A 22,438-nucleotide genomic window follows, 5' to 3' on the forward strand; every position below is an offset into this window, starting at 1 on the left:
TGGTGCCGGTCGCGGTCAGTCGACCGTGACGAAGTCGATCAGCTCCTCGACCCTACCGAGCAGGGCCGGCTCGAGGTCGTCGTAGGAGGCCACCTTGCCCAGGATGTGCTTCCAGGCGCGCGCGATGTCGGCCTGGTCGCGGTGCGGCCAGCCGAGGTGCTGGCACACGCCCTTCTTCCACTCCACCGAGCGGGGGATCGTCGGCCAGGCCGCCAGCCCCAGGCGGTCGGGCTTCACGGCCTGCCAGACGTCGATGAAGGGGTGGCCGACGATCAGGACGTGCTTGCCTACCGCCGAGCGCGCGATGCCCTGGGCGATGCGGCTCTCCTTCGACCCCGGCACCAGGTGGTCGACCAGCACGCCCACGCGCCGCTGCGGCCCGGGCCTGAAGTCGACCAGGTGGTCGGCGAGGTCGTCGACGCCGCCGAGGAACTCCACGACGACCCCCTCGATGCGCAGGTCGTCGCCCCAGACCTTCTCCACCAGTTCCGCGTCGTGGCGGCCCTCGACGAAGATCCTGCTCTGCCGCGCGACGCGCGCCTTCGCCCTCGGCACGGCGACCGAGCCCGACGCGGTGCGCGTTGGCGCGGCGGGGGCACCCTTGCGGGCCGGGGCCACGAGGATGACGGGGCGCCCCTCCAGCAGGAAGCCGGGGCCCAGGGGGAAGGTGCGCCGCCTGCTGCGGCGGTCCTCCAGCGTCAGCGTGTGCAGGTCCCGGTCGACGGCGACGATCTCGCCGACCCAGTCGGTGGTGACTTCCTCGACCACGGCTCCGAGCTCCGCGGGCGCCTCGACCGCGCGGCCCCGCTTCGGGGCGCGCCAGTCGCCGGAGAGCACGTCGCCGCCGTACCGATCACTCATCGCAGCAGGCTAGGACGCCCGTCGCCGCGAGCCGGCCCGGCGCGCCGGTCAGTGCTGGGTGTCGGGTTCCTCACCGTCGTCGTCGCCGTCGGCCTCCGCGGCCGGCTTGCCGTCGTGGAGGAGGTCGCCGGCGTCCTCGCCGGCGGGCAGGCCCTCCGCGAGGGGGTTGTCGTCGCCGGGCACGAGGTCCTCGGGCAGCTGGTCGTCGGAGATGCCGGTCCTGGGCTCGTCGGGGGTCTCGCTCATGGGGCGACGCTAGTGCGCGGGGGGCGGGCGGTCGACCGCCCGGCGGGGTGGTGACGGGGTGGGGTGGTGACGGCGTGGTGCCGCGGCGGGGCTGGGGGGCGGGTCAGACGAGGGGGAGCCGGCGCGGGGTGCGCGGCAGCTGGGAGTAGCCGCGGGCGACCGCGTCGGCGAGGGTCGCGGCCGGGTAGGGCCACGCCCCCGTGGCCAGGGCCTCGGCCTCGGGCACGCCGCGGGCCACCAGGTCGCGGATCTCGGTGGCCACCAGGCCGATCTCGTTGCGCTGGACCTCGACGAAGTCGCGGTCGACCGGCGACCCGTGGCCGGGCACGACCACCGAGCGACCGGTGGTCAGCGACAGCACGACGTCGAGGCTCCAGGGCCACTCCAACGGGAACGAGTCGGCGCCGTACGCCGGCACCGCGCCGTCCCCGGCACCGGCGGGCGGCGCCTCCTCGACGAGGTCGCCGGCCAGCAGCACGTCGACGTCGGGCACCCGCACCACGAGGTCGCCCGCGGTGTGACCGCGGCCGGGGTGGACCAGCTCGAGGGCGCGGTCGCCCAGGTCCAGCACCGCGGCGGAGGAGAACACGTGGTCGGGCGCGACCACCTCGGTCGCGTGGACCTCCTCGGCGTGCTCGCCCCGGTAGTCGCCCGTGCCGCGCCGGGCGGCCTCGGTGAGCAGCGCGGCGGCCGTCTCGTGGGCGTGCACGGGCAGGGGCCCCCAGGCCTCGAGGAACGCCCCGGTGCCGAAGGCGTGGTCGTAGTGGTCGTGGGTGGTCACGACGGCCACCACCTCGCCCCGGCCGAGCGCACGGACGTCGTCGACCAGCGCGCGGCCCGAGGCCAGCGACCCGTGCGTGTCGACCACCACCAGGCCGCGCTCACCGCGCACCACCGTGACGTTGACGTCGCACCACGCGCGCCGTGAGATCCAGACGCGGTCGGCGATCTCCTCGAAGTCCATCGGCTCAACCTAGCCGGGCGCGGGGCGCGGGGCGCGGGACGCGGGACGCGGGGAGCGGGGTGCGGGGTGCGGGGCGCGCCGCGCAATTGCGCTGGTTGAGCAGGGTGGGGCCGTCGGGGTGGTCGCGGATCACGCAGACCGGTGGGCGTCGAGGGGTGCGCGCTGCGCAATTGCGCCGGTTGAGCAGGCTGGGGCCGTCGGGGTGGTCGCGGATCACGCAGACCGGTGGGCCTCGAGGGGTGCGCGCTGCGCAATTGCGCTGGTTCAGCAGGGTGTGGCCGCCGGGGTGGTCGCGGATCACGCAGACCGGTGAGCCCTGCGCCCTGCCCCCTCCGCAATTGCGCTGGTTGAGCAGGCTGGGGCCGCCGGGGTGGTCTCCGATCACGCAGACCGGCGAGCCCCGAGGCGTGCGCGCTGCGCAATGGCGCTGGTTCGGCGGCTCAGGACCCCTGCTGTCCGCTCCGACCGGGCGACCCCGACCGCGCGAGGGTCGGAGCGGTCAGCAGATGCCGGCGCCGAGCTCGCGCCGCAGCATCGCGGCCAGCTCCACGGGCGTGCGCGCGGCGCGGGGGAAGACCAGGCGGGTGACGTGGGCGCCGGCGTCGTCGATCCAGCGCACGTCGACCCCGCCGGCGGTGAGCTCGGCCAGCTCGGCGGCGATGAGGCGCTCGACGGGCACGCCGGCGGCCAGGGCGACCGAGGCGCGCAGCTCCTCGGGGTGGCAGCGGCCCGCGTGCTCCACGCAGCGCTGCAGGTAGCCGCGGTTGAGCGCGTGGGCGGGCGCGGCGTACTCCTCGACAGGCACGGCCAGCGAGGTGGCGACGCCGTCGGGGCCGGTGAGCTGGAGGGCGACCTGCTCGGGCACCAAGCGCACGACCTGCCGCTCGTCCTCGCAGCAGGGGCAGGCCTCCAGGCCGGCCAGGGAGAGGCGGCCCGAGACCGTCACCGAGGGAGGCCGCGCGCCGGCGGGGCCGGCGAGGGCGCTGTCGACGGTGAGCACGGCCCCGGCGCCACGGGCGGCGGCCAGGGCGAGGTCGCCGGCGGGGGAGCAGGTGAAGGTCGGCACGCCGTCGCGCTCGGCCATGCCCAGGGTGTCGTCGCGCAGCACGTCGGGGGCGCCCTCGACGACCAGCCCGGCGTCGGTGGCGCACGACAGGACCGCGCGCGCCTCGGCCGCGACCAGGTAGGGGTCGTGGAGGGGACGGGTCGAGCTCTCGGCGGTCATGCTGCCTCCGATCGGCGGGCGGTCCTGGGTCGGACGCCGTGACGGGTGGTCGTTGTTAGGTGAGCCTAACCTACTCGGGTCGTCCGGGGGAGGGGCTCTCCGAGTCGGGTCCGCCACACGCGCCGGAGCGCGGACGCCCGGCGGCCGACGCGGTCCACGCCCGGGCTGCCGTGAGGGACCCGACCTTGTAGAGTTGGCACTCCACGGAATCGAGTGCCAATCGAGCGCGGCCGGGTGCCAGAGGCCCCGGACCGGGCCGGCGGGAGGAGGCGGGATGCAGGAGGACCGCAGGCTCGCCGTGCTGCGAGCCATCGTGGAGGACTACGTCGCCACCGACGAGCCGGTCGGCTCCAAGGCGCTCGTCGAGCGGCACGGGCTGGGCGTCTCCTCGGCCACCGTGCGCAACGACATGGCCGTGCTGGAGGACGAGGGCTACATCACCCAGCCCCACACCAGCGCCGGCCGCGTGCCGACCGACAAGGGCTACCGGCTCTTCGTCGACCGGCTCACCACGGTCAAGCCCATGAGCACCGCCGAGCGCCGGGCCATCTCCACCTTCCTCGACGGCGCCGTCGACCTCGACGACGTGGTGCAGCGCAGCGTGCGGCTGCTCTCCCAGCTGACCCGGCAGGTGGCCGTGGTGCAGTACCCCACGCTGTCGCGCTCCACCGTGCGCCACGTCGAGCTGGTCTCCCTGGGCGCCCACCGGCTGCTCGTCGTGCTGATCCTCAGCACCGGGCGCGTCGAGCAGCGCGTAGTCGAGCTCGAGGGGGAGCTCGACGACGAGGAGCTGGCCGAGCTGCGCTCGCTGGTGCTGCGCACCGTCACCGGCGCCACCATCGCCGAGGCCCTCGTGGCCCTGCGCGCCCTCGGCGAGGCCGGCGACCCCGACGGCCGGGGCCCGAGCGCAGCCACCGTGCAGGTGGTCGAGGTGCTCGTGGACTCGATGAGCGACCACCGCAACGACGCCCGCGTCGCCGTCGGCGGCGCAGCGAACCTCGCGAGGTACGGCGACAGCTTCGACTCCGCCGTGCGCCCGCTGCTCGAGGCCCTCGAGGAGCACGTCGTGCTGCTCAAGCTGCTGGGGGAGTCGGGCACCGGCGGGCTCGTCACGGTGCGCATCGGCGCCGAGGGCCCCTACGAGGAGCTGTCCTCGACCAGCGTCGTCTCCACCGGCTACGGCCCCCGCGAGGAGTCGCTGGCCACGCTCGGCATCGTGGGTCCCACCCGCATGGACTACCCGGGCACGATGGCTGCGGTGCGCGCGGTCGCCCGCTACGTCTCCCGCATCCTCGACGAGGCCTGAGCAGGCCCTCGCCGGCCGGGCCCGCGGGCCCGCCCCGCACCCGGGGCCCCCGAGCGCCCGCGCCCCACCAGACCAGCACGCCAGACCAGCACGCCAGACCAGCACGCCAGACCAGCACGCCAGAGCACGACGCACGACCAGCACGCACCACCCGGACGACGACGAAGGACCATCAGTGAGCCAGGACCTGTACGACCTCCTCGGGGTCGCCCGCGACGCGGACGGCGACGCGATCAAGAAGGCCTACCGCCGACTGGCGCGCCAGCTGCACCCCGACGTCAACCCCGACCCCGAGTCGCAGGAGAAGTTCAAGCAGGTCTCGATGGCCTACGAGGTGCTCTCCGACCCGCAGAAGCGCTCCTCCTACGACCGCGGCGCAGACCCCTTCGGTGGGGGCGGCCAGGCCGGCTTCGGGCAGGGTGCCGGGTTTTCCTTCACCGACATCATGGACGCGTTCTTCGGAGGCGGCGGTCAGGGCGGTGGCCAGGGCCGTGGTCCGCGCCCGCGCGTTCGTCGGGGGCAGGACGCGCTGATCCGCCTCGAGGTCGACCTCGCCGACGCCGCCTTCGGCGTCACCCGCGAGATCAAGGTCGACACCGCGGTGCTGTGCTCGACCTGCCACGGCGACGGCGCCGCACCGGGCAGCCAGCCGGTGCCGTGCGAGACCTGCCGGGGCCAGGGCGAGGTCGCCCAGGTGCAGCGGTCGTTCCTCGGCGAGATCCGCACGCTGCGCCCCTGCGCGGCCTGCCGCGGCTTTGGCACGATCATCCCCGACCCGTGCCGGGAGTGCTCCGGCGACGGCCGGGTGCGCTCGCGTCGCTCGCTGACGGTCAAGATCCCTGCGGGCGTCGACACCGGCACCCGCGTGCAGCTGACCGAGCAGGGCGAGGTCGGGCCGGGCGGCGGCCCCGCCGGTGACCTCTACGTCGAGATCCACGTGGCCGAGCACCCGACCTTCCGCCGCCACGGCAACGACCTCCAGTGCACCGTCACGGTGCCGATGACGGCGGCCGCGCTCGGCACCACGATCACGCTGCCGACCCTGGAGGCCGACGTCGTGGCCGATCCCGAGGAGCCCACTGAGCTGGAGACCAGCTTCGAGATCGAGGTCCGCCCCGGCACCCAGTCGGGCACCGAGCAGGTGCTGCGCGGGCGCGGTGTGCCCGGGCTGCGGGGCGGCCGGGGCGACCTCGTCGTCACCATCGCCGTCGAGACCCCCGGTCGCCTCGACGCGCGCCAGGAGGAGCTGCTGCGCGAGCTCGCCGCGCTGCGGGGCGAGGAGGCCCCCACGGGGTCGGTGCGCCCCGGCACCAAGTCGGTCTTCGGCCGCCTGCGCGACGCCTTCAACCCGCACTGAGCCGGCCGTGTCGCTGCCGGTGCACCTCGTCGAGACCCTCGCCCACGCCCGGGTGGGGGCGCCCGTCGCGCTCGAGGGCGACGAGGCCCACCACGCCGTCGCCGTACGCCGGATGCGTGTCGGTGAGCGCCTGGTGCTGACCGACGGCCGCGGGCGCACTGTCGTGGCCGCCGTGACGGCCACGGCCAAGCGGTCGCTGGAGGCCGTCGTGGAGGAGGTGGCCGACCACCCCGAGCCCGCGCCGTCGGTCACGGTGGTGCAGGCCCTGCCCAAGGGCGACCGGGGCGAGCTGGCCGTGGAGGTGCTGACCGAGGTCGGCGTCGCGGAGGTGGTGCCCTGGGCCGCGGCGCGGTCGGTCGCGGTGTGGAAGGGCGAGCGGGCCGAGAGGTCGCTGGCGCGCTGGCGGGCCACGGCCCGGGAGGCCGCCAAGCAGGCGCGCCGCCCCTGGCACCCGCAGGTCCCCCCGCTCACGCGCACCCAGGACGTCTGCGCCCTCGTCGCGGCGGCCGACCTGGCCGTGGTGCTCCACGAGGAGGCCACCGAGGCGCTCTCGGCGCTGAGCGTGCCGGCCTCCGGTCGCCTCGTCGTGGTCGTCGGCCCCGAGGGCGGCCTGACCGAGGAGGAGGTCGCGGCCCTCGTCGCGGCCGGCGCCCGCTCGGTGCGCCTGGGCGCCGAGGTGCTACGCACGTCGACCGCAGGGCTCGCCGCCGTCGCGGCACTGCTGGCGGCCACGCCTCGCTGGGGCTGAGCCCCACCACCTCGCGGGGCCGACGTCAAGTTGGGTACTCGCGCTGCCGGCGGGGTACCGTCCCCGTCGTCTCCGCCGCCCTGGGCGGACTTCCCCCGGTTCTGTCCCGGCGCGGGCTCCGGAGACGGCTCGACCCCGGCCTCGATGTGTGAGGCCGGGGTCGAGCGCCGCAGACGGTCCGGACCCGGAAAAGGCCCCCACGCCACGAGGCCGGAGCGTCTGCCCTGGTGCTTCGGAGTCGTGCTGCGGGTGGATTGGTCAGCCGACGGTGAAGTCCTTGGAGTCCTCGGTGGGGCCGGGGCCCTCGCCGCCGGCGTCGTCGGTCGACGCGACGAAGGTGTAGTCGCCGGGCTCCAGCGAGGACAGGTCGACCTCGGTCGTCCACGGGAAGAGCCGGCCCATGAAGCCGTCGGCGGTGGCGAACCCGTCGAGCACGACCTCGCCGGAGGCGTCGCGCACCTCCCACGGCACGGTCGCCTCGAAGGAGCTGGCCAGGCCCGAGGCCGTGACCGTGCCCGACAGGGTCGCGCCCTGCTCGGGCGCCGTGACGTTGACCAGGCCCAGCACCGAGAGCTGCGGCGCCTGCTTGACGCCCGCGGAGGTGTCGACCCCGAAGAGCGTCGAGGGCTCGCCGTCGAGCTCCGCGCGCAGCGGCGCCCGCTCCTGCTGCACCCCCTGCAGCGTGTAGACCACCTGCTGCACCGCGAGGCGGGCCTCGCGCGCCGACAGGCCGCCGCGCTCGGCCCACGAGGCGTCGGGCAGGGAGACCACGAAGGCGTCGCCGTCGTAGGAGACGGAGGAGAAGGTGCCGGCGGGCACGAGCGAGCGGTAGTCGGGGTCGGTGGCCTCGCCGGTGGTGACGAGGTCGGCGGCGGCCTGGAGCGGGTCGCCGGAGACCTGGTGGAACTCGCGGAACAGCCGCGGGCCCTGCGGGGCGTCGGCCACGAAGTAGGTCGGCACCGTCTCCGAGCCGGGGTCCTGGCTCGGCTCCTCGGAGGCGCTGGCGGTCGGGGCGCTGGCGCTGGGGGAGGTGGTGGGCTCCTCGCTGCCGCTGGGCGACTCCGAGGGGGTCGTGGAGGCGGTGGCGCTGTCGGAGGCCGTCGGGTCGCCGGCGGTGTCGTCGTCGGCGCCGCAGCCCGCGAGCACGCAGGCGCCGAGGGCGAGGGTGCCACCGACGGTGGCGAGACGGGTCCAGGGGGAAGCGGTCATGGGTCCATCCTCAGGGTGGGAGCCGGTCCAGCGCTGGAGGCGGGGGGCTCGCGTGTCGGGTCGGTGCTGGTGCGGGGTCGGCGCAGGTGAGACGCTCGGGGCGCCCCCGGGGTTGCGCCGGCGGCACGACCGAGCGGTCCCGCCGGGGCCCGACGCACCCCACCGACGGAGGGCCCCGTGGCCGACTGCCTGTTCTGCAAGATCGTGGCGGGGGAGGTGCCGGCCGAGGTGGTGCACGTCACGGAGCGCACGGTGGCCTTCCGCGACCTCAACCCCCAGGCGCCGACCCACGTGCTCGTCGTGCCGCGCGAGCACCACGCCAACGCCGCCGAGCTGGCCGCGGGCGACCCGCAGGCCTCGGCCGAGCTGGTGACGACCGCGGCCGCGGTGGCCACGGCCGCGGGCCACGACGACTACCGCCTGGTCTTCAACACCGGCGCCGACGCGGGCCAGACGGTCTTCCACACCCACCTGCACCTGCTCGCGGGTCGCTCGATGACCTGGCCGCCCGGCTGAGCCGGTCGGCGGGGCGGACCCGGGCCGGCGCGCCCGGTCAGCCGGGCAGCACGGCGAGCACGAGGCGCAGCACGTAGAAGAACACCGGCAGGCCGAAGACCACGAGCATCACCCAGGCGGTGATCTTGTGCAGCGGCTTGCTGGGGTCGAGCGAGCCTGCGAAGTCGAGCAGGGCCCCCTCCTGCGTGTGGTGGGTCAGCCCCATGCCGCGGGCGTGGCCGGGGAGGTGGTGACCGGGGAACCAGTACGGCTCGGTGTCGTCGTCGTGGTCGTCGGGGTCCTCGTCGGGCCACTGCTCGACGTGCGCGTCCGGACCGGCCATGCGCCCACCGTACGCCGCGCCCGCGGCTCCCAGCGAGGAACCCGCTGGGCTGGTCGGGCGGCGCGCCGTACGATGGAACGGCCGCACCGCCGACCACGAGAGGCGCCCCGACCGGGGCATCCATGACCGAGAGCACCCCCCGCGACCTCGACGCCCCGCAGAGCCCGTCCGTCGCCCACCAGACCCGGCACACCGTGGTCGTCCCGAACAGCATCAACATGGTCAGCCTCCTGGGGGCCGGCGACGAGCACCTCGCGCTCATCGAGCGGGCCTTCGACGCCGAGATCCACGTGCGGGGCAACCGGATCACCTTCCTCGGCGAGCCCGGCGAGGTCGCGCTGGCCGAGCGCCTGCTCGACGAGCTGGTGACGATCATCCGCACCGGCCAGGGCGTCACCGCGGAGACCGTCGAGCGCGTGCTCGGCATGCTGCGCGCCGAGACCACCGAGCGTCCCGCCGACGTGCTGAGCATGAACATCCTCAGCAACCGCGGCCGCTCGATCCGGCCCAAGACGCTGAACCAGAAGCGCTACGTCGACTCCATCGACAAGCACACCATCACCTTCGGCATCGGCCCGGCCGGCACGGGCAAGACCTACCTCGCCATGGCCAAGGCCGTGCAGGCGCTGCAGTCGAAGGAGGTCACCCGGATCATCCTGACCCGTCCGGCCGTCGAGGCCGGCGAGCACCTGGGCTACCTGCCGGGCACGCTGAGCGAGAAGATCGACCCCTACCTGCGCCCGCTCTACGACGCGCTGCACGACATGATGGACCCCGAGTCGATCCCCAAGCTGCTCGCGGCCGGCACCATCGAGGTGGCACCGCTGGCCTACATGCGCGGTCGCACCCTCAACTCCTCCTTCATCATCCTCGACGAGGCGCAGAACACGACGCCGGAGCAGATGAAGATGTTCCTGACCCGGCTGGGCTTCGGCTCGAAGATCGTGGTCACCGGCGACATCACCCAGACCGACCTGCCGGGTGGCACGAAGTCGGGGCTGCGGATCATCGAGGGCATCCTCGACGGCGTCGACGACATCTCCTTCAACCGCCTCACCAGCAGCGACGTCGTGCGCCACAAGCTGGTCGGCAAGATCGTCGCGGCCTACGACGAGTTCGACGCCCGCGCCGAGAGCGCGCGCTCCGAGCGGTCCCGCGCGGGCCACCCCGGGCGGTGAGCGGGATGAGCATCGAGGTCCTCGACGAGTCCGGCCGGGGTCTCGACGTGGCGCACCTGGCCGCGCTGAGCCGCTACGTCATGGACGCCATGCGGGTGCACCCCCTCGCGGAGCTGTGCATCAAGGCGGTCGACGAGGACACCATCGCTCAGCTCAACGAGCAGTGGATGGAGAAGGAGGGCCCCACCGACGTGCTGGCCTTCCCGATGGACGAGCTGCGTCCGGGGCTGGTCGACGAGGAGCCCGAGGAGGGCGTGCTCGGCGACCTGGTGCTGTGCCCGGTGGTCGCGGAGCGGCAGGGCGAGACGGCCGGGCACGGCACGCTGGCCGAGCTGGAGCTGCTGACGACCCACGGCATCCTGCACCTGCTCGGCTACGACCACGCCGAGCCGGAGGAGCACCGGGAGATGTTCGGTCTCCAGGACGAGCTCCTCGCCGGCTGGCGCTCGCGGTGACCCGGCGGTGACCTCGGGCGATCTCGGGCTGCTGGTGACGGCGGCCGCCCTGGTCGTCCTCGCCGGCGTCTTCTCCGCGGCCGAGGCCGCGCTCGCGTCGTTCTCCCGCGCCCGGGCCGAGGAGCTGCTCGCCGAGGGGCGCCCCGGCGCGCGCCGGCTCGTCGTCCTGCTCGAGGACCCGCCGCGCTACCTCAACACCGCCCTGCTGCTGCGGCTGCTGTGCGAGATCTCGGCCATCGTGCTGGTCGCCGACCAGATCGACGAGGCCTACGACGGCGCGTGGTGGCGCAGCGTCGTCACGGCGATCCTCGTGATGCTGGTGGTCTCCTTCGTCGCCGTCGGGGTGGCCCCGCGCACGGTGGGACGCCAGCACGCCGAGACGGTGGCGCTGCTGTCGGCCGGCCCGCTGGCCGTCATCACGGGTGTCCTCGGCCCGCTGCCGCGACTGCTGATCGCGGTCGGCAACGCCATCACGCCGGGGCGGGGCTTCCGCGAGGGTCCCTTCTCCACCGAGACCGAGCTGCGCGAGCTCGTCGACCTGGCCGAGGCGTCCTCGGTGATCGAGACCAGCGAGCGCAAGATGATCCACTCCGTCTTCGAGCTCGGCGACACCACGGTGCGCGAGGTCATGGTGCCCCGCGGCGACGTGGTCTTCCTCGAGCGCCACAAGGACCTGCGCCAGGCGCTCTCGCTCTTCCTGCGCTCGGGCTACTCCCGCGTGCCCGTGGTGGAGGAGAACGTCGACCACATCGTCGGCATGGCCTACCTCAAGGACATCGTGCGCCGCGACTTCGAGGCCCCCGAGGTCGCGCTCACCCAGCGCATCGACGAGGTGATGCGCCCGGTGCACTGGGTGCCGGAGTCGAAGCCGGCCAACGCGCTCCTCACCGAGATGCAGGCGCGGCGCCAGCACGTCGCGGTGGTCGTCGACGAGTACGGCGGCACCGCCGGGCTCGTCACCATCGAGGACATCCTCGAGGAGATCGTCGGGGAGATCACCGACGAGTACGACGCCGAGGAGGTCGAGGTGGAGGTGCTCGGCGACGACGTCTTCCGGGTCTCCTCCCGCTATCCCGTCGACGACCTCGACGAGCTCTTCGGCCACCGGGTCGAGGAGGAGGACGTCGACTCCGTCGGCGGCCTCATGGCCAAGCACCTCGGTCTGGTGCCGATCGCCGGCTCCGAGGTGGAGGCCCACGGCCTGCGCTTCACCGCCGAGCAGACCACCGGGCGGCGCAACCGGATCGGCACCGTGCTGATCAGCCGCGTGCCCCCGCAGGACCCCGCCCACGACGACGAGGAGCACGATGACTGAGACCCGCACCGAGGAGACCTCCGCCGAGGACCGCAAGCTGGTGACCCTGGCGCGCGCCACCCGGGCCCGCACCGGGGCCGCGGAGGGCGCGGCGGTCCGCGACTCCGACGGACGCACCTACGCCGCCGCGACGGTGGCGCTGCCCTCGCTGGCCGTGTCGGCCGTCGGGGTCTGCGTGGCGATGGCCGTGGCCTCGGGCTCGAAGGGTCTGGAGGCCGTCGTCGTGCTCACCGACGCCGACGCGGTCGCCGACACCGACCTCGCCGCCGTGCGCGACCTGGCCGGGGCCGGGGTCGTGGTCCACCGCGGCGACGCCCGCGGCTCCCTGCTGGGCACCACCACCACCTGAGCCGCGCCGGGGGCCGGGGTCACCGGGCCGCGGCCCACAACGCGTGCAGGTGGTGCACGGGCCCGTGGCCCGTGCCGACCTCGAGCTCCGGTCCGTGCTCGATGGCGCCGCGGAGCCAGGCCTTGGCCGTGCGCGCCGAGCCGGCCCAGTCGGCGGTGCGGGCCAGCAGGGTGGCCATCGCCGCCGACAGCGAGCAGCCCGTGCCGTGGGTGCCGGTGCTCGCCAGCCGCCGTCCCGGCAGCTCGAGCAGGCCGCCCGGCACCACCGGCGCCGCGGCGGCGTCCACGAGGGCGTCGGGACAGCCGGCCTCCCCGCCGCGGTCGGAGGCGCTGCGCGCCAGGTGTCCTCCCTTGGCCAGCACGACCGCGCCGGTGCGCGCCGACAGCTCGGCCGCCTGCGCGAGCGCTCCCGACCAGTCGGGTGCCGCGGGCCGGTCGACCAGCACCGCCAGCTCGGCGAGGTTGGGCGTCAGCAGGTCGGCGCCGGCGCACAGGTCGCGCACCGCGGCCTCGGCGTCGGCGTCGAGGAGGCGGTGGCCGCTGGTGGAGACCATCACGGGGTCGAGCACCACCAGCGGCGGCGCCGTCCGCCCGAGCCACGCCGCGACCTCGCCTACCACGTCGGCGCGGGCCAGCATGCCCACCTTGACCGCGTCGACGACGATGTCGTCGGAGACCGCGTCGAGCTGGGCGCGCAGGAAGGACGGCGGGGGCACGTGCACGGCGCGCACCCCGTGGGTGTTCTGCGCGGTGAGGGCGCTGAGGGCGGCCATGCCGTAGCCGCCGTGGGCGGCGATGCTCTTGAGGTCGGCCTGCACGCCGGCGCCGCCGCTGGGGTCGCTCCCGGCGATGCTGAGCACGCGGGGCAGGTCCCTGGCGCGCAGGTCCGGTCGTGCCCGGCGCCCCGCGGTGGTGACGGGGCGGCTCACGGGGCGCCCCAGGCGGTGACGAGGGCCGCGGCGGCGAGGCGCGGGTCGGGGGCGGCGCAGACGGCCGCGACGACGGCGGCCCCCGCCGCGCCCGCACCCCGCACCGCGGCGAGGTCGCCCGCGACGATGCCACCGATCGCCACGCAGGGCAGCCGCCCGGCCGCGGCCACGACGGCGGCGAGGCCGGTCGCGCCGGTCACCGGCGGGTGGTCGGCCTTGGTGGTGCTCGCGCGGTAGGCGCCGACCCCGAGGTAGTCGACCGTGCCGGGCGGCAGGTCGCCCGCGCGGGCGGCCAGCGCCGGGGTGGGGGTGGTCAGCCCGACCAGCGCGTCGGGGCCGACGAGGCGGCGTACGAGGTCGACGGGCAGGTCGCGCCGGCCCACGTGCACGCCGTCGACCGCGAGGCCGCGGGCCCGCGCGGCGAGCAGCACGTCGACGCGGTCGTCGACCACCAGGCGCGCCCGGTCGCGGCACAGCTCGGCCACCTCGCCCAGCAGCTCGAGCACTTCGCCGTCCGGCTCGGTCTTGGCGCGCAGCTGCACCCAGCGCATCCCGCCGTCGAGGGCGGCGGCCACCGTGGCCACCACGCCCCGCGGCCGGCAGGCACCGGTGTCGGCGACCAGCATGACGCCGCCGGGGCGCCACCGGGCGGGGTCGGGCCGGATCGGGTCGGGCCGGGTCGGGTCCGGCTGGATCGGGCGTGGCTGGTCCACGGCGACATCCCTTCGCTAGTGCGAGCTAGATCAGGTTCGACGGGTCTGCTCTCAGCCCGCGTCGGCGGGCACCCCGTGTCGTCCGCCACCGTACGACGGGGGGCGACACGGACCCGACACCTGGGCGACACGACCCGGGAGTAACGTGCGGCGAGTGGCTGAGAGCGGTGCTTGGAGACAGCATGAGGAGGCGGTCGCCCGCCTGTTGACGTCGTACGCGGAGCTGGCGCCCGACGCCCCCGTGCGGCTGGCCAAGCGCACCTCGAACCTGTTCCGGCCCCGCGCCGCGACCACGTCGCCGGGCCTCGACGTGTCGGGCCTGACCGGCGTGATCGAGGTCGACCCCGGGCGGCGCACCGCCGAGGTGCAGGGCATGTGCACCTACGAGGACCTGGTGGCGGCCACGCTGGCCCACGGGCTCGTGCCCGAGGTGGTGCCGCAGCTGCGCACCATCACCCTCGGTGGCGCGGTCACCGGGCTGGGCGTGGAGTCGACGAGCTTCCGCCACGGGCTGCCCCACGAGTCGGTGCTGGAGATGGACGTGCTCACCGGCGCCGGCGAGATCGTCACGACCCGACCCGGCGAGGACCTCTTCGACACCTTCCCCAACTCCTACGGCTCGCTGGGCTACGCCACGCGGCTGCGGATCTCGCTGGTCGCGGTGCCGTCCTTCGTGGCCCTGCGCCACGTGCGCTTCGCCAACGCGAAGGAGCTGGCGGCGGGGATCGCGGCCGTGGTCGGGTCGGGGGAGCACGACGGGGTGCGTGTCGACGGCCTCGACGGGGTCGCGTTCTCCCCCGACGAGCTCTACCTCACGCTGGCCACCTTCACCGACCGACCCGGCGGGCCCGCGTCGGACTACACCGGCCAGCAGGTCTTCTACCGCTCCCTGCAGCAGCGCGAGCACGACGTGCTGACCACCGAGGACTACCTCTGGCGCTGGGACACCGACTGGTTCTGGTGCTCGGGGGCCTTCGGGGTGCAGCGCCCCGTCGTGCGACGCCTGTGGCCGCGGCGCTGGCGTCGCTCCGACGTCTACCACCGCCTCGTCGGCCTCGACCAGCGCCTCGGCCTGGTCGACCGCCTCGACGCCCGCGCGGGCCGACCGCGCCGCGAGCGGGTGGTGCAGGACGTCGAGGTGCCCGTCGAGCGGCTGCCCGACTTCCTGGCGTGGTTCGACGACGAGGTCGGCATGCGCCCGGTGTGGCTGTGCCCGCTGGTCTCCCGCGGCACCAGCGGCGGCGGGCGCTGGCCCACCTACCCCCTCGAGCCGGGCGAGACCTACGTCAACGTCGGCTTCTGGGGCACCGTGCACGTCGGCGACGACGCCGACGACGGCCCGACCAACCGCGCCATCGAGGCCGAGGTGCACCGCCTCGGCGGGCACAAGTCCCTCTACTCCGAGGCCTTCTACGACCGCGAGACCTTCGACCGGCTCTACGACGGGGCGCACCTGGCCGCCGTCAAGGCCCGCGTCGACCCCGACGACAGACTCACCCACCTCTACGACAAGGCGGTGCGCAGGCAGTGACCGGCCCCACGACATCCACCCTCACCATCGGCCAGGCGGTCGAGACCCTGCTGCGCGACGGCATGCCGGTGCGGTTCCGGGCCTACGACGGCTCCGTCGCGGGCCCGCCCGACGCCGAGCTCGGCCTCGAGCTGCGCACCCCGCGCGGGCTGTCGTACCTGCTCACCGCGCCCGGCGACCTGGGCATGGCGCGCGCCTACGTCTCCGGCGACCTGGTCGTGCACGGCGTGCACCCCGGCGACCCCTACGCCGTCATGCGGCTCCTGCAGAACCACCTGCGCTTCCGCAAGCCCACCCCCGGCGAGCTCGTGACCCTCGTGCGCGGGCTCGGCCTGGGGCACCTCAAGCCGCCGCCGCCCCCGCCGCAGGAGCACCTGCCGCGCTGGCGACGCGCCGTGGAGGGCCTGCGCCACTCCCTGACGCGCGACGCCGAGGTCATCAGCCACCACTACGACGTCTCCAACGCCTTCTACCGCCACGTGCTGGGCCCCTCGATGGCCTACACCTGCGCCGTCTACCCCGACGCCGACGCCTCGCTGGAGGAGGCGCAGGCCGAGAAGTTCGACCTCGTGTGCCGCAAGCTCGACCTCAAGCCGGGACAGCGCCTGCTCGACGTGGGCTGTGGCTGGGGAGGCATGGTGCGCCACGCCGCGCGGGAGTACGGCGTGAAGGCGCTCGGCGTGACGCTGTCGCGCGAGCAGGCGTCGTGGGCCAAGGAGGCCATCGACCGCGACGGCCTGGGCGACCTCGCCGAGGTGCGCCACAGCGACTACCGCGAGGTGCTCGAGACCGACTTCGACGCGGTCAGCTCGATCGGCCTGCTCGAGCACGTCGGCGTGCGCAACTACCCGGCGTACTTCTCCTTCCTGCGCGAGCGGCTGCGCCCCGAGGGCCGGCTGCTCAACCACTGCATCACCCGCCACGACAACGCGGTCACCGAGACCGGGGCGTTCATCGACCGCTACGTCTTCCCCGACGGCGAGCTCACCGGGTCGGGCACGATCATCGCCACCGCCCAGGACGCGGGGCTGGAGGTCGTGCACGAGGAGAACCTGCGCCGCCACTACGCGATGACCCTGCGCGACTGGTGCGCCAACCTCGTCGAGCACTGGGACGAGTGCGTGGCCGAGGTCGGCGAGGGCACGGCCCGGGTGTGGGGGCTCTACATGGCCGGCTCGCGGCTCGGCTTCGAGCGCAACGAGATCCAGCTGCACCAGGTGCTCGCGGTGCGCACCGGCGAGGACGGCTCCGACGGATTGCCGCTGCGGCCCACCTGGTGACTAACCTCGTCCGGTGAGCACCCGCGCCCAGCAGTACGCCGCCGTGGTGCTGCGTCGCGAGCAGCGCAGCGACCACCTCGTGCGCCTGGTCCTCGGCGGGCCCGGTCTGGCCGGGTTCGTCTCGACCGGGGTGCCCGACGAGTGGGTGGGCCTCGTGGTGCCGGGCCAGTTCCAGAGCCGCTACTACACGGTGCGCTCCTGGGACGGCACCGAGCTCGTGCTCGACGTCGTCGTGCACGACGTCGGCCTGGTCGCCGAGTGGGCGGCCCGGCCGGCCGAGGAGCTGGTGGGGGAGACCGTGACGGTCACCGAGCCCAAGGGCTCCTTCGCCATGCCGGCGGGAGCGGCCTGGCTGATGCTGGTCGGCGACCTCACCGCCCTGCCGGCCATGGCCCGCATCGCCCAGACGACCACCCGGGCCGACGGCGCGAGGGCCGCGGTGCCGACCCGGATCTGGGTCGAGGTGCCCGAGGTGCCGACCGGCTACCTGCCCGAGGGCCCCGACGTGACCTGGCTGCCGCAGCCCGGCGAGGGCCGCTCCCGGCTGGCCGAGGTCGTCGAGGAGCTGGACTGGCCCGCCGACGAGGGATACTTCTGGATGGCGGGGGAGTCCTCGCAGATGCGGGCGATCCGCAAGCACCTGATGCGCGAGCGGTCGCTGCCCAGCACGGCCTACGACGTGATGGGCTACTGGCGCGGAGGCGCCACCCGTCAGCCGCGCGCTGTCGACCCCGGCCCCATCTGGCGGGCCGGCAAGGCAGCGGGCAAGACCGACGAGCAGATCTGGGCCGACTATGACGAGGCGCGACATGAGTGAGACCCCCACGACCCCCGGCAGCAGGTCGGGCCGCACGTCCGGCGAGCGCCTCGACGACCACCGCGCGGGCGGCGGCGCCGACGGGAGCGCCGGCTTCCGCAGCGGCTTCGCCTCCTTCGTGGGCCGGCCCAACGCCGGCAAGTCCACGCTGACCAACGCGCTGGTGGGCTCGAAGGTGGTCATCACCTCCTCCAAGCCCCAGACCACCCGCACGGTGGTGCGTGGCATCGTGCACCGCCCCGACTCTCAGCTCGTGCTGGTCGACACCCCGGGGCTGCACCGCCCCCGCACTCTGCTCGGCGAGCGGCTCAACGACCTGGTCAAGACCACGCTGGCCGAGGTCGACGTCGTCGCCGTCTGCTTCCCCGCCAACGAGAAGATCGGGCCCGGGGACCGTTTCATCGTCGCCGAGATGGCCAAGGTGCGTCGCACGACCAAGGTCGCCATCGCCACCAAGACCGACCTCGCCACGCCCGAGCAGATCGGTCAGCACCTGCTCGACATCGCCGCGCTCGGCGCCGAGACCGGCATCGAGTGGGCCGAGATCGTGCCGGTCTCGGCCCAGGCCGGCGACCAGGTCGAGCTGCTCCAGGACCTGCTCGTCGCGCTGCTGCCGACCGGCCCGCAGCTCTACCCCGACGGCGAGCTCAGCGACGCCCCCGAGGAGGCGATCGTGGCCGAGCTGATCCGCGAGGCCGCCCTCGAGGGGGTGCGCGACGAGCTGCCGCACTCCATCGCCGTCGTGGTCGAGGAGATGGGGCTGCGCGAGGACCGCCCCGAGGACCGCCCGCTGCTCGACATCCACGCGTCGGTCTTCGTGGAGCGCGACTCGCAGAAGGGGATCATGATCGGCCACAAGGGCTCGCGCCTGCGCAAGGTCGGCTCCGACGCCCGCGTGCAGATCGAGGCGCTGCTCGGCACCCCGGTCTACCTCGACCTGCGCGTCAAGATCGCCAAGGACTGGCAGCGCGACCCCCGCCAGCTGCGCCGGCTCGGCTTCTGAGCCCACCGCCGCGGAGCCGGTCCGTCGGACCGGTCAGTCCGGCACCCAGCACAGGCCGTAGGTCTGCCCGTCGGCCCACTGCTCGGCGGTGGGCCACTCGTAGCCCCAGCGGAAGCTGAGCGGGTCGGCCGCGGCGTCGCGCCCGGCGTCCTCGCACGGCGCCTCCCCCCGGGTGCGCACGGTGTCGACCCCCGGGTAGGCGCCGGTGCCGAGGTCGACCACCGAGATCGCCCGCCAGGAGTGCGGGCGCGAGCACACGACGCGGGAGAAACCGGCGGTGCCCGGCTCGGCGGTGCCGCACACGCCGTAGCGCGCGCGACCGGCCTCGGTGTCCAGCACGCCCGCGAGGACCCCGGTGAGCGGGGCGAGCCGCTCGTCGGCGGCCAGCGCGATGACGTCGCAGCGGTACCAGTCGGCGCCGGCGTCGGACTCCTCCACGGTGGGGGTGAACCACACCGCGCGCAGCATGCTCAGCCGGCGGTCGGCCTGCGTGCCGCCGAGGAAGCCGGCCAGGCGCTCGGGGCAGGTGCGCGCCACGGCGGCCTGGACCCGGTCGGAGTCGATGGCCAGCAGGTGGCCCCCCGCGAGCGCGTCGACGGTGCCGACGGCGAAGGTGCGCGCCGTGTCGTCCCCGCAGTCCACCGGGCGGGCGTCGACGGTCGGCGCCAGGGCCGCGGCGTACGACAGGCGGTAGCAGGCGCCCTCCGCGGGCCGCGCCACCGGCTCGGCCGTCGGCGGAGCGGTCGGGGTGGGGCTCACCGAGGCCGACCCGGAGCCCGACGGTGTCGAGGAGGACGACGGCTGCGGCTCGCCGGACCCGCCGCTGCACGCGGCGAGGAGCGGGAGCACGAGGGCGAGGGCGCCCAGACGGGTGCGCAGGCGGCGCGCGCGGGTCACCGGTCGGTCCTCGCCCAGCACACCGAGCGGCGGTTGCCGCCGTCCCACTCGGCCTCGTGGAAGTAGGTGTAGCCGTACTCGTAGGTGGGCGGGTAGCCCAGCCACGCCCCCACCGACTCCGAGCAGAAGTCGCGGGATCGGACCTCGGAGAGCCGGTCGCCGGGATAGGGGTCGCCGGCCTCGCCGAGCTTGATGGTGGTGACGGCCCGCCAGGTGTGGGGCTCGCTGCACGGCACCCGCGGCGACCCGGCGACGGTCGCGCCGTCGGCGCAGACCAGCCACCGGTCGTCGACGCGTCCGGTCAGCAGACCCTCGGCGGTCTCGGGGAGCTCGACGTACTCCTCGCTCTGCTCGCTGCCGCCGACCAGGTCGCACCGGTACCACCGCGCGCCCTCGTCCCAGGCGGCCTCCGACGGGCGGAACCACGCCCACGCCACCACGGTGCGCATGACGGTGCTCTCGTCGGCGCCGAGGAAGGCCATCTGCTGGGCCGAGCAGGTGTCGTAGGCGAAGGCACCCAGGCGCGGGTCGTCGTAGGCGGCGTCGGAGAGCTCGTCGGGCAGCGGGCCCACGGCGTAGGTCTGGGCGGTGTGCGGCTCGGAGCAATCGACGGTGCGCGTGGCGTCGGAGGGCTGCGCGACGTCGTCGGGGGTGAGCACGCGGCACGCGCCCAGCTCGGGCGCCTCGACGGCGTCGACCTGGGCGGGGTCGACCTCGGGGTCGGCCTGGGCGCCCCCGCTGCAGGCGCTCAGCAGCGCGGCGAGGGCGAGGGCGGCCAGCACGGCGGTGGGCACGGGGAGCGGGCGCCGTCGGGGGACCAGCGAGGCGTGGGGCAGCGGTGCGTGGGGCAACGCGCTCCTCCGGTGCTGGTCTCGGCCCGGCGCGACGCCGGGTGGTGGGGCGGACACCGGGATGCTACCGGTGGGGGCGCCGGCGAGGGGCGGGAGTGGCTCAGGCGTCGGGCGACACCAGGGCGGCCAGCGTGGCGCCGAGCTCGTAGGCCGCGTCGCGGGCCCGTCGGTCGACGTCGCCGACCACCTCCAGCACAGCGGCCGCCTGCCGCCACGGCAGCGCCCCGGTGATCGTGAGCACCGACCGGGTCGCGCCGGTGGTGTCGTAGCGCCCGTGCACCCACAGCCCGAAGGGCGTGCTGGCGCCCGCGCCGGAGGCGGCGGAGCCGTCGTCGGACAGCGAGCCGCCGACCTCCAGGAAGACGGAGTCGAAGAAGTGCTTGAGCGCTCCCGACATGTAGCCGAAGTTGGCCGGGGTGCCGAGCACGAGGCCGTCGGCGGCGAGCACGTCCTCGGGGCCCGCCGACAGCGCGTCGCGCACGACCACCTCGACGCCGGTGACCTCCTCGTCGTGGGCCCCGGCCTCGACCCGGTCGGCCAGCTCCGCGACGACGGCGGTGGGGGCGTGGTGCACGAGGAGGAGCCGGCTCATGGGCCGACCGTAGCGGCCGGTCACCGCGCTGCGGGGGTGCGGCAGCGCCGCGGGCACTAGCGTGCTGCCCGTGAGCTCCCTCCCCGACCTGCCGGCGCTGCGGCTGCTCGTCGACGTGGCCCGGCTGGGCAGCATCGGCGCGGCCGGACGCGCGGTGGGGATCTCCCAGCAGAGCGCGTCGGAGCGGCTGCGGGCGGTCGAGACGCAGACCGGGCTCTCGCTGGTGCAGCGCTCCACCAGCGGCTCGACCCTCACCGCCCACGGTCGCCTGCTCGTGGAGTGGAGCCAGGACCTGCTCGACCGGGCCGACGAGCTCGACCTCGCGCTGCGGACCCTGCGCTCGGAGGGCGCGCGGGAGCTCCACGTCTACGCCAGCATGACCACCGCGGAGTTCCTGCTCCCGCGCTGGCTCGTGCGGCTGCGCCAGCAGCGCGCGGCCGGGACGGCCGCGCCGGTGGCGGTCAGCCTGCACGCCACCAACTCCGAGACCGTGGTCGCCGCGGTGCGCGACGGCAGCGCCGGGCTCGGCTTCGTGGAGGGGCCGGTCGACCTCCACGGGCTGGCCACGCGGCCGGTGGGCACCGACGAGCTGGTGCTGGTGGCGGCGCCCGACGACCCGTGGGCGAGCCGGCGCACCCCGCTGCCGGCCGCCGGGGTCGCGGCGCGGGCGCTGACCACCCGCGAGCCGGGCTCCGGCACCCGCCGCGTGCTGGAGGACGCCCTGGCCGCGGCGGGGCACGTGGCGTCGGCGCCGGAGGTGGAGCTGACCACCAACGCCGCGGTGCTGGCCGCCGTGCGTGCGGGCAGCCCGCCGGCCTTCCTCAGCCGCTGGGCGGTGCGCCGCGACGTGGAGGCGGGCGACGTGGTCGAGGTCGCCACCACCGGGCTGGACCTCCACCGGGTGCTGACCGCGGTCTGGCAGGGCAGCTCGCGACCGCCGGCGGGGCCGGTGAGGGACCTGCTGGCCATCGCCGCCGGCCCGGGCGAGGCCCGGCGCTAGCCGGTCCAGCCCTGGCGGTGCGCCCAGGCCACGGCCTGCGTGCGGCGGCTGACCCCGGTCTTGGCGTAGACCTGGCGGACGTAGGTCTTCACCGAGTTGACGCTCACGAAGAGGGCCTCGGCGATCTCGCTGTTGGACAGCCCCCGGCACAGGAGGACGAGCACCTCCGACTCGCGGCCCGACAGGCCCGGGAAGGCCGGTGGACCCGCCTGGGCCGGCACGGCCTCGCCGCGGTGGACCGCCTCCACCGCGACCACGAGCTCGGCCGCCGGGGCGGTCTTGGCGACCCAGCCGTCGGCGCCCGCGTCCAGCGCGCGCTCGACCGCCGAGGCGTGGGTCTGCCAGGTGTGGACGAGCACCGGGACCCCGGGGGCGTGCGCGAGCCAGGCCAGGAGCCGGGCCTCGTGGCCCGGACCGGGGGTGAAGGGGTCGCACAGCACGAGGTCGACGCCGGCCAGGGCCCTCGGCTCCTCGAGGACCTCGTCGGGCAGGAGGTCGACCACGACACGGTGACGGTAGGGCGCGAGCATCCCGACCAGCCCCGCGGCCACCAGCTCCGACTCCGCCAGCACCCCGACGCGCAGCGGCGGTCGCGCGCGGGACGGAGCAGGAGGTGGTGCGGTCACGGAACGGGAACCTAATCGTGAGCACGACACGAGTGACATGGGGACGCCTCGCCCGGAGGGGTGAAATTTTCGTGAACCCGCCCGTGGGTGCCGGCCGGGCCGACGAACGGCCCGAGGGGTGGGACGACGCCCGTGCCAGCGCGGGCCCG

General features: G+C 75.1%; 25 protein-coding genes and 1 riboswitch. Of the genes, 13 read left to right on the forward strand and 12 right to left on the reverse strand.

The window, feature by feature from the left end:
* Positions 1 to 15 precede the first annotated feature (15 nt).
* The 4 genes from ASF47_RS12055 to ASF47_RS12070 form a co-directional block, all read right to left on the reverse strand.
* On the reverse strand, positions 16 to 861 hold the full coding sequence (locus ASF47_RS12055; protein ID WP_056864200.1) for a DUF3097 domain-containing protein: 846 nt from the start codon (positions 859 to 861) through the stop codon (positions 16 to 18).
* A gap of 48 nt (positions 862 to 909) precedes the next feature.
* Complete coding sequence (locus tag ASF47_RS12060; RefSeq protein WP_056864201.1) at positions 910 to 1,107, reverse strand: hypothetical protein; 198 nt, start codon at positions 1,105 to 1,107, stop codon at positions 910 to 912.
* 103 nt (positions 1,108 to 1,210) lie between these two features.
* Complete coding sequence (locus tag ASF47_RS12065) at positions 1,211 to 2,071, reverse strand: MBL fold metallo-hydrolase (protein WP_056864202.1); 861 nt, start codon at positions 2,069 to 2,071, stop codon at positions 1,211 to 1,213.
* 499 nt (positions 2,072 to 2,570) lie between these two features.
* Positions 2,571 to 3,296, reverse strand: coding sequence for a hypothetical protein (locus ASF47_RS12070; protein ID WP_056864203.1), 726 nt, complete (start codon positions 3,294 to 3,296; stop codon positions 2,571 to 2,573).
* Between the two features lie 274 nt (positions 3,297 to 3,570).
* On the opposite strand from ASF47_RS12070, the gene hrcA reads away from it, so the two are divergent.
* From hrcA to ASF47_RS12085, 3 genes are all read left to right on the forward strand, one after another.
* Positions 3,571 to 4,602 carry a heat-inducible transcriptional repressor HrcA gene (hrcA, locus tag ASF47_RS12075; protein ID WP_056864204.1) on the forward strand — a complete coding sequence of 344 codons (1,032 nt, stop codon included), beginning with the start codon at positions 3,571 to 3,573 and terminating at the stop codon, positions 4,600 to 4,602.
* 175 nt (positions 4,603 to 4,777) lie between these two features.
* Positions 4,778 to 5,959, forward strand: a complete 1,182-nt coding sequence (gene dnaJ, locus ASF47_RS12080) for a molecular chaperone DnaJ (RefSeq protein ID WP_056864205.1) — start codon at positions 4,778 to 4,780, stop codon at positions 5,957 to 5,959.
* Between the two features lie 7 nt (positions 5,960 to 5,966).
* A complete protein-coding gene (locus ASF47_RS12085; RefSeq protein WP_056864206.1) occupies positions 5,967 to 6,707 on the forward strand; it encodes a 16S rRNA (uracil(1498)-N(3))-methyltransferase in 741 nt (246 codons plus the stop codon).
* 258 nt (positions 6,708 to 6,965) lie between these two features.
* Here ASF47_RS12085 and ASF47_RS12090 read toward each other — a convergent pair whose 3' ends face one another.
* On the reverse strand, positions 6,966 to 7,916 hold the full coding sequence (locus ASF47_RS12090; protein WP_056864207.1) for a Gmad2 immunoglobulin-like domain-containing protein: 951 nt from the start codon (positions 7,914 to 7,916) through the stop codon (positions 6,966 to 6,968).
* Between the two features lie 177 nt (positions 7,917 to 8,093).
* Between ASF47_RS12090 and ASF47_RS12095 the strand changes: the two genes are divergently transcribed.
* Entirely contained in the window at positions 8,094 to 8,432 is a 339-nt protein-coding gene (locus ASF47_RS12095; RefSeq protein ID WP_056864208.1) for a histidine triad nucleotide-binding protein, read from the forward strand.
* Positions 8,433 to 8,469: 37 nt separating this feature from the next.
* On the opposite strand, the gene ASF47_RS12100 is transcribed toward ASF47_RS12095, so the two are convergent.
* On the reverse strand, positions 8,470 to 8,754 hold the full coding sequence (locus ASF47_RS12100; protein WP_056864209.1) for a hypothetical protein: 285 nt from the start codon (positions 8,752 to 8,754) through the stop codon (positions 8,470 to 8,472).
* Between the two features lie 218 nt (positions 8,755 to 8,972).
* On the opposite strand from ASF47_RS12100, the gene ASF47_RS12105 reads away from it, so the two are divergent.
* Genes ASF47_RS12105 through ASF47_RS12120 form a run of 4 tightly spaced genes read left to right on the forward strand, consistent with a single transcriptional unit; the run spans position 8,973 to position 12,051 of the window.
* Positions 8,973 to 9,932, forward strand: coding sequence for a PhoH family protein (locus ASF47_RS12105; RefSeq protein ID WP_235558758.1), 960 nt, complete (start codon positions 8,973 to 8,975; stop codon positions 9,930 to 9,932).
* A 5-nt stretch (positions 9,933 to 9,937) separates the two neighbouring features.
* The gene (gene ybeY / locus ASF47_RS12110; RefSeq protein ID WP_056864211.1) at positions 9,938 to 10,387 is read left to right on the forward strand and encodes an rRNA maturation RNase YbeY; all 450 of its coding nucleotides are present in this window, start codon (positions 9,938 to 9,940) and stop codon (positions 10,385 to 10,387) included.
* A 7-nt stretch (positions 10,388 to 10,394) separates the two neighbouring features.
* A complete protein-coding gene (locus tag ASF47_RS12115) occupies positions 10,395 to 11,702 on the forward strand; it encodes a hemolysin family protein (RefSeq protein ID WP_056864212.1) in 1,308 nt (435 codons plus the stop codon).
* Complete coding sequence (locus ASF47_RS12120; RefSeq protein WP_056864213.1) at positions 11,695 to 12,051, forward strand: hypothetical protein; 357 nt, start codon at positions 11,695 to 11,697, stop codon at positions 12,049 to 12,051. Before ASF47_RS12115 ends, ASF47_RS12120 begins: the two co-directional genes overlap by 8 nt.
* A 19-nt stretch (positions 12,052 to 12,070) precedes the next feature.
* On the opposite strand, the gene thiD is transcribed toward ASF47_RS12120, so the two are convergent.
* Positions 12,071 to 12,979, reverse strand: a complete 909-nt coding sequence (gene thiD / locus ASF47_RS12125) for a bifunctional hydroxymethylpyrimidine kinase/phosphomethylpyrimidine kinase (protein ID WP_200919052.1) — start codon at positions 12,977 to 12,979, stop codon at positions 12,071 to 12,073.
* Positions 12,976 to 13,692, reverse strand: a complete 717-nt coding sequence (gene thiE, locus ASF47_RS12130) for a thiamine phosphate synthase (protein WP_200919054.1) — start codon at positions 13,690 to 13,692, stop codon at positions 12,976 to 12,978. The genes thiD and thiE overlap by 4 nt, the downstream gene beginning before the upstream one ends.
* Positions 13,683 to 13,778: riboswitch (TPP riboswitch) on the reverse strand. Its footprint overlaps the gene before it by 10 nt.
* Before the next feature lie 68 nt (positions 13,779 to 13,846).
* Here thiE and ASF47_RS12135 point away from each other — a divergent pair.
* The 4 genes from ASF47_RS12135 to era are packed head-to-tail and all read left to right on the forward strand — an operon-like array spanning position 13,847 to position 18,323.
* Complete coding sequence (locus ASF47_RS12135; RefSeq protein WP_056864214.1) at positions 13,847 to 15,223, forward strand: FAD-binding oxidoreductase; 1,377 nt, start codon at positions 13,847 to 13,849, stop codon at positions 15,221 to 15,223.
* Positions 15,220 to 16,503, forward strand: coding sequence for a class I SAM-dependent methyltransferase (locus ASF47_RS12140; protein WP_056864215.1), 1,284 nt, complete (start codon positions 15,220 to 15,222; stop codon positions 16,501 to 16,503). The genes ASF47_RS12135 and ASF47_RS12140 overlap by 4 nt, the downstream gene beginning before the upstream one ends.
* Before the next feature lie 13 nt (positions 16,504 to 16,516).
* Positions 16,517 to 17,320, forward strand: coding sequence for a siderophore-interacting protein (locus ASF47_RS12145; protein ID WP_056864216.1), 804 nt, complete (start codon positions 16,517 to 16,519; stop codon positions 17,318 to 17,320).
* Positions 17,313 to 18,323, forward strand: a complete 1,011-nt coding sequence (era, locus tag ASF47_RS12150; RefSeq protein WP_082500245.1) for a GTPase Era — start codon at positions 17,313 to 17,315, stop codon at positions 18,321 to 18,323. Before ASF47_RS12145 ends, era begins: the two co-directional genes overlap by 8 nt.
* A gap of 33 nt (positions 18,324 to 18,356) precedes the next feature.
* On the opposite strand, the gene ASF47_RS12155 is transcribed toward era, so the two are convergent.
* The 3 genes from ASF47_RS12155 to ASF47_RS12165 all read right to left on the reverse strand — a co-directional run bounded on the left by ASF47_RS12155 (position 18,357) and on the right by ASF47_RS12165 (position 20,663).
* Complete coding sequence (locus ASF47_RS12155; RefSeq protein WP_235558728.1) at positions 18,357 to 19,220, reverse strand: septum formation family protein; 864 nt, start codon at positions 19,218 to 19,220, stop codon at positions 18,357 to 18,359.
* Positions 19,217 to 20,071 (reverse strand): septum formation family protein, encoded by an 855-nt coding sequence (locus ASF47_RS12160; protein ID WP_235558729.1) that lies wholly within the window; start codon positions 20,069 to 20,071, stop codon positions 19,217 to 19,219. The genes ASF47_RS12155 and ASF47_RS12160 overlap by 4 nt, the downstream gene beginning before the upstream one ends.
* 100 nt (positions 20,072 to 20,171) lie before the next feature.
* Positions 20,172 to 20,663 (reverse strand): NAD(P)H-dependent oxidoreductase, encoded by a 492-nt coding sequence (locus ASF47_RS12165; RefSeq protein ID WP_056864630.1) that lies wholly within the window; start codon positions 20,661 to 20,663, stop codon positions 20,172 to 20,174.
* Positions 20,664 to 20,733: 70 nt separating this feature from the next.
* Between ASF47_RS12165 and ASF47_RS12170 the strand changes: the two genes are divergently transcribed.
* The gene (locus tag ASF47_RS12170; RefSeq protein WP_156697869.1) at positions 20,734 to 21,663 is read left to right on the forward strand and encodes a LysR family transcriptional regulator; all 930 of its coding nucleotides are present in this window, start codon (positions 20,734 to 20,736) and stop codon (positions 21,661 to 21,663) included.
* On the opposite strand, the gene ASF47_RS21460 is transcribed toward ASF47_RS12170, so the two are convergent.
* Positions 21,660 to 22,289, reverse strand: coding sequence for a helix-turn-helix transcriptional regulator (locus ASF47_RS21460; protein ID WP_162242275.1), 630 nt, complete (start codon positions 22,287 to 22,289; stop codon positions 21,660 to 21,662). The two genes, ASF47_RS12170 and ASF47_RS21460, sit on opposite strands and share 4 nt — an antisense overlap.
* Between the last annotated feature and the right edge of the window lie 149 nt (positions 22,290 to 22,438).

The organism is Nocardioides sp. Leaf285 (genome assembly GCF_001422955.1).
Classification (GTDB): Bacteria; Actinomycetota; Actinomycetes; order Propionibacteriales; family Nocardioidaceae; genus Nocardioides; species Nocardioides kribbensis.

Bases quoted from the DNA above. Each gene is read 5' to 3' on its own strand.
- ASF47_RS12055 (WP_056864200.1), bottom strand. From the start codon at position 861: ATGAGTGATCGGTACGGCGGCGACGTGCTCTCCGGCGACTGGCGCGCC.
- ASF47_RS12060 (WP_056864201.1), bottom strand. From the start codon at position 1,107: ATGAGCGAGACCCCCGACGAGCCCAGGACCGGCATCTCCGACGACCAG.
- ASF47_RS12065 (WP_056864202.1), bottom strand. From the start codon at position 2,071: ATGGACTTCGAGGAGATCGCCGACCGCGTCTGGATCTCACGGCGCGCG.
- ASF47_RS12070 (WP_056864203.1), bottom strand. From the start codon at position 3,296: ATGACCGCCGAGAGCTCGACCCGTCCCCTCCACGACCCCTACCTGGTC.
- hrcA (WP_056864204.1), top strand. From the start codon at position 3,571: ATGCAGGAGGACCGCAGGCTCGCCGTGCTGCGAGCCATCGTGGAGGAC.
- ASF47_RS12090 (WP_056864207.1), bottom strand. From the start codon at position 7,916: ATGACCGCTTCCCCCTGGACCCGTCTCGCCACCGTCGGTGGCACCCTC.
- ASF47_RS12100 (WP_056864209.1), bottom strand. From the start codon at position 8,754: ATGGCCGGTCCGGACGCGCACGTCGAGCAGTGGCCCGACGAGGACCCC.
- ASF47_RS12105 (WP_235558758.1), top strand. From the start codon at position 8,973: ATGGTCAGCCTCCTGGGGGCCGGCGACGAGCACCTCGCGCTCATCGAG.
- ybeY (WP_056864211.1), top strand. From the start codon at position 9,938: ATGAGCATCGAGGTCCTCGACGAGTCCGGCCGGGGTCTCGACGTGGCG.
- ASF47_RS12120 (WP_056864213.1), top strand. From the start codon at position 11,695: ATGACTGAGACCCGCACCGAGGAGACCTCCGCCGAGGACCGCAAGCTG.
- era (WP_082500245.1), top strand. From the start codon at position 17,313: ATGAGTGAGACCCCCACGACCCCCGGCAGCAGGTCGGGCCGCACGTCC.
- ASF47_RS12165 (WP_056864630.1), bottom strand. From the start codon at position 20,663: ATGAGCCGGCTCCTCCTCGTGCACCACGCCCCCACCGCCGTCGTCGCG.